3 protein-coding genes and 1 pseudogene are annotated in these 4,799 nt (G+C 44.5%); 2 read left to right on the forward strand and 2 right to left on the reverse strand.

What is annotated here, in order from left to right; genetic code table 11:
* Window positions 1–119: 119 nt before the first annotated feature.
* Window positions 120–953 (reverse strand): annotated as a pseudogene (locus FTT85_RS17940) (efflux RND transporter periplasmic adaptor subunit); the annotation flags it as partial.
* Between the two features lie 151 nt (window positions 954–1,104).
* On the opposite strand from FTT85_RS17940, the gene FTT85_RS17945 reads away from it, so the two are divergent.
* Entirely contained in the window at window positions 1,105–1,728 is a 624-nt protein-coding gene (locus tag FTT85_RS17945; RefSeq protein WP_180184095.1) for a TetR/AcrR family transcriptional regulator, read from the forward strand.
* Window positions 1,729–1,881: 153 nt separating this feature from the next.
* Window positions 1,882–4,566 carry a phosphoenolpyruvate carboxylase gene (gene ppc / locus FTT85_RS17950; RefSeq protein WP_180184096.1) on the forward strand — a complete coding sequence of 895 codons (2,685 nt, stop codon included), beginning with the start codon at window positions 1,882–1,884 and terminating at the stop codon, window positions 4,564–4,566.
* Between the two features lie 99 nt (window positions 4,567–4,665).
* Here ppc and FTT85_RS17955 read toward each other — a convergent pair.
* Window positions 4,666–4,799: zinc ribbon domain-containing protein (locus FTT85_RS17955; RefSeq protein ID WP_180059625.1), on the reverse strand; the 134-nt coding region annotated here is incomplete at its 5' end.

A 4,799-nucleotide genomic window follows, 5' to 3' on the forward strand; every position in this document is an offset into this window, starting at 1 on the left:
TGGAGCGACAATTGATGTAATTCGAGAATACATCCAAAACCAAGAAAGACCCGACTGAAAAGGCGTGCTATCCATCTCCATCTAAATCACAGATTATAGATGGAGAATTCCGCACATTTAGTTAAAAATACCCGTGCACTTTGCCCCAGTTGAATGGCGCTATTGCCTTCACGTAATGCCACTTTGACACTATAAGTACGAGACTGATCGGCAGCAGGACTAATTTCACGTACATAGCCTGCAAATTTTTCCTGTGGTTTCGACCACAAGGTAACCCATGCATCCTGCCCTGTTTTAATTTCAGTAACCGCTTGTTCAGGCACACCAATGACCACGTCACGTTCACCTGCTATCGCCAATTGAAATGCCGGTTGTCCTGCTGCAATCACTTGACCAATCTCAATATTGCGCTCAGTAATGACCCCAGTTTTATTGGCAATTAATTGGTTATAACCGGTCTGATTACGACTCACATCATAATTTGATTGGGCTTGCTTTAAGTTCGACTGTGCCGCTTTATATTGGTTTTCCACCGCATCGTACTGCGAACGACTCACGGCATTGACTGGCAATAATTGCTTAAATCGTTTTAATTCATCTTCAGCAATTTGTGCAGCGGAACGCGCACTTTCAAGCTGTGCTTGTGCTGCATTCAGTTGCAACTGTGCATCTTTGACGTCTAATTTTGCCAAGACTTGCCCGACTCGGACTTGGTCTCCAACATCGACATAGCGCTCAGTGATTTGACCGCCAACCCGAAACGCTAAAGCTGTTTGCTGGCGTGCTTGTACATCACCCGCATAACTTTTTTGTTCAAAATGTGTGGCACCCGGCTGAGTCACCATCACAAATGGCACTTCCTGTTCCGTTTGGGCTTTATCCTTGCTGCATCCCCATAAGGTCACACTGCAAACGATAATCATGCTGACAACTGTGGTCTTAATCGTACTCATGAAGTTCGCTCTTAATAAAAAGTCTTTTTTAGGGCAGAATATTATTCAATTAATTTGGTTGTTTTTTAATTAATAAACCATGCGGTACATTAATTAGATTAATTATCCGAAATCAATGACCTTTTCGCCTTTTTTGGAATTTTTTCAGCAAATGAATGTCGGCCGCCCAAAAGACTTAGAAAAACGACAACGGATTTTAGAGTCTGCAAAACAATTTTTTTTAGAAATGGGCTATCATGGTTGCAGCATGAATCAGATTGCGCAACATGCAGGAGTCACCAAACTGACGGTCTATAACCATTTTCAGGACAAAGCCACTTTATTTACCAGTGCAATTGAAGATACCTGTGAATATATTTTAAATACTCGCCCGCGACATCTGCACAGCGAAAGTCATTTTATGCAGGCTTTCGTTGAAATTTGTGAGTTGGGGCTGAACATCATGAATTTGCCAGAAGCCATTAAACTGGACTTATTACTTTTGGAGTTGGCTGCCGAACACAGTCCCTTGGTGGAACAGTTTTTCCGTGCCTCACATTTGAAAATGCGCCAAGTCTGGGAGAATTTCTTTCAAGACGCAGCAGCTTTAAATTTCATTCAGCAGGATAATCCTGCCCGACAAACTGAACTGATTGTGTCGCTACTGATGGGACTACGCCATCAAGAAGTCTTATTGGGCATGCGCCCAGTACCTGAAACAGCAGAGCGACAGGCCATTATTCACTCTGCCATCGACATCTTTATGCTGAAATATCAACTCGGCACACAGAGCTAAGCATTTTCTGAAATATTTCAAGGCTAAACTGAAACAAATGGCATAGCTACTGCTCATTTACCTAGAAAAGTCATCCGACTTTTGTCTGTACCCCCCTTTTGCCACAGCACTTTCGGGGTATAGTCGAGACAGGAATACGCGGAGAAATAACAAATGATTCAACAAATTGATGCTCCATTACGTGAAGACGTGCGCTTACTGGGCAATTTATTAGGTGAAACCCTAAAGCAGCATGCAGGACAAGATTTGTTTAATCAGGTAGAGCAAATTCGTGCCTTATCTAAAGGCGCGCGCGATGGACAAGTTGAAGCTGAAAAACAGTTAGAACAATTATTTTTAAATTTAAAAGATGAAGAAATTCTGCCACTGACCCGTGCATTTACGCACTTTCTCAACTTTGCCAATATTGCCGAACAATACAATGTGGTGCGCAGCCGTCGCCAAAGTGAGTTTGATGAGCAAGCACCTTCACCGAATCCACTCGATCATTTATTTGAAAAATTTAAAAGCAATAACATCAGTTCGGACCAACTGTTCCAACAAATTTGTGAATTAAAAATTGAACTGGTCCTGACTGCACATCCAACTGAAGTCAGCCGCCGTACCTTGATCCAGAAATATGATGGGATTAATGATTGCCTGTTTAAAATGGATCAACAAAAACTTACGCCACGCGAACGCAAAGCCGTGCTGGATGATTTAAAACAACTGATTTGCTCGGCATGGCAAACGGATGAAATTCGTCAACATCGCCCGACACCTGTCGACGAAGCCAAATGGGGCTTCACGACCATTGAACAGACCTTGTGGAATGCTGTACCCAAATTCATGCGTGAATTGGATGGCATGGTTCAAGATCATTGTGGCAAGACCTTGCCTTTAAATGTTGCCCCTGTGCGCTTTGCATCATGGATGGGCGGTGACCGTGATGGCAACCCAAACGTCACCCATAACATTACTCAAGAAGTGCTTTGGCTTTCACGTTGGAAAGCTGCCGACCTGTATTTACGCGATATCGAAGACCTACGTTGGGAACTTTCGATTCAAGAATGCAGTAAAGAACTCAGTGATGCTTTGGGCCATTTCCACCCTGAACCGTATCGTGAATACCTGCGTGATGCACGTGAACGCCTCAAAGCCACTCGTCACTGGTTGGCACTAAAACTCCGTGGTGAAGATGCTGACGATAGCCAAGTCATTAAAAGCCGACATGAGCTGCTTGATCCACTGTTGGTTTGCTACCGTTCACTGATCGATAGCGGTTTACCTGAAATTGCCAATGGCCAATTGCTCGACTTTATTCACCGCGTCAATTGCTTCGGTATTGAATTACTCAAACTGGATATTCGCCAAGAGTCGACTCGTCATCGCCAAGCCATTTCTGCCATTACTGAATATTTAGGTTTAGGCAATTTTGAAACATGGACGGAGCAAGCCCGTCAAAACTTCTTGATTCAGGAACTGCAAAGCAAACGCCCACTGTTACCGAAGTTTTTAAATGAGCCGAAACAAAGTCTGATTGAACATCCAGATGTACAAGAAGTCTTTGCGACCATGCGCACTTTGGCAGAACAGCCACCTGAAAGTTTAGGGGCTTATATTATTTCCATGGCCGAACATCCGAGCGATGTCTTGGCCGTATTGTTACTGCAAAAAGAAGCCGGCATCAAACAAGCGCTACGTGTCGTGCCACTGTTTGAAACTCTAAAAGATTTGGATGGTGCCGCCCGTACCATGAATACCCTATTCAATATGCATTGGTATAAGCAGCATATTCAGGGTAAACACGAAGTGATGATTGGCTATTCAGACTCAGCCAAAGATGCGGGCTTTATGTCGGCAAACTGGGCGCAGTATCGTGCGCAGGAAGAATTAACTGCGGTTGCGAAAAAGCATGATGTGCAACTGACATTATTCCATGGCCGTGGCGGTTCAATCAGCCGTGGTGGAGCGCCGACACAGCAAGCGCTGTTTTCACAGCCACCGGGTTCGATTTCAGGAGCGATTCGTGTCACAGAACAAGGGGAAATGATTCGCTTCAAGTTTGGATTAGAAGGCATTGCCTTACAAAACTTGGAAATTTACACCGCAGCGACCTTAGAAGCGACCTTATTGCCACCGCCTGAACCAAAACAGGAATGGCGTCAGCTCATGCACAGCATGACGGATCTGTCGGTACAGGTGTATCGTCAAACTGTGCGTGAAAATCCGCATTTTGTAAAATATCTACGGACTGTGACACCCGAACTGGAGCTGCAAATGTTACCGCTCGGTTCACGCCCAGCCAAACGTAAAGTTAGCGGTGGAATTGAGTCATTACGTGCGATTCCTTGGGTGTTCGCATGGACGCAAATCCGTTTGATGCTACCTGCTTGGCTCGGTACAGGTGCTGCGATTAATCAAGTGATTGATCAAGGTCAAAAGCAAACACTCGAAGAAATGTTGGAACAATGGCCCTACTTCCAAACCCTGATTGATATGTTGGAAATGGTCTTGTCCAAAGCTGATGGCCATGTGGCACTATATTATGAGTCTCATCTGACGGATGACGCAGACCTCAAACAATTGGGCGAAGAGTTACGTCAGCGTTTACGTGATGCGGTACAAACGCTATTAGCACTCAAAGGTGAATCGAAATTACTTAGCAGTAACGATGTGCTCGACCAATCCATGAAGGTGCGTAAGCCTTATTTATTGCCGCTACATTTACTACAAGCCGAACTGATGAAACGCCGCCGTGCATACCTTGCCGAGCGTCAAGCTGAAAATACCCCAGTCGACCATGCGTTGATGGTTAGCATCGCGGGTATTGCGGCAGGTTTGCGTAACACTGGCTAAATCTTCCAAGTTTTCAAAAAGCACACAGAACTGTGTGCTTTTTTTTGATCAGTCATATTAGTTTTAATTCATTTTGGAATATTTGACATCCTCACCCCCTTAAAAAAGGGTGATTCCTACAGCTAGACGCTTATGCCCAAGCGCAAGAATGTTTAGAGCTGAGTTTATATCTCGATCATGAGCTGTACCACAGCTCATGCACTCCCATTCTCTTATTCCAAGATCTGTCTTAC

Source organism: Acinetobacter sp. YH01020, assembly GCF_013420275.1.
Lineage (GTDB): Bacteria > Pseudomonadota > Gammaproteobacteria > Pseudomonadales > Moraxellaceae > Acinetobacter > Acinetobacter amyesii.

Coding starts and splice junctions, on each gene's coding strand:
- FTT85_RS17945 (WP_180184095.1), top strand. CDS start 1,105: ATGAATGTCGGCCGCCCAAAAGACTTAGAAAAACGACAACGGATTTTA.
- ppc (WP_180184096.1), top strand. CDS start 1,882: ATGATTCAACAAATTGATGCTCCATTACGTGAAGACGTGCGCTTACTG.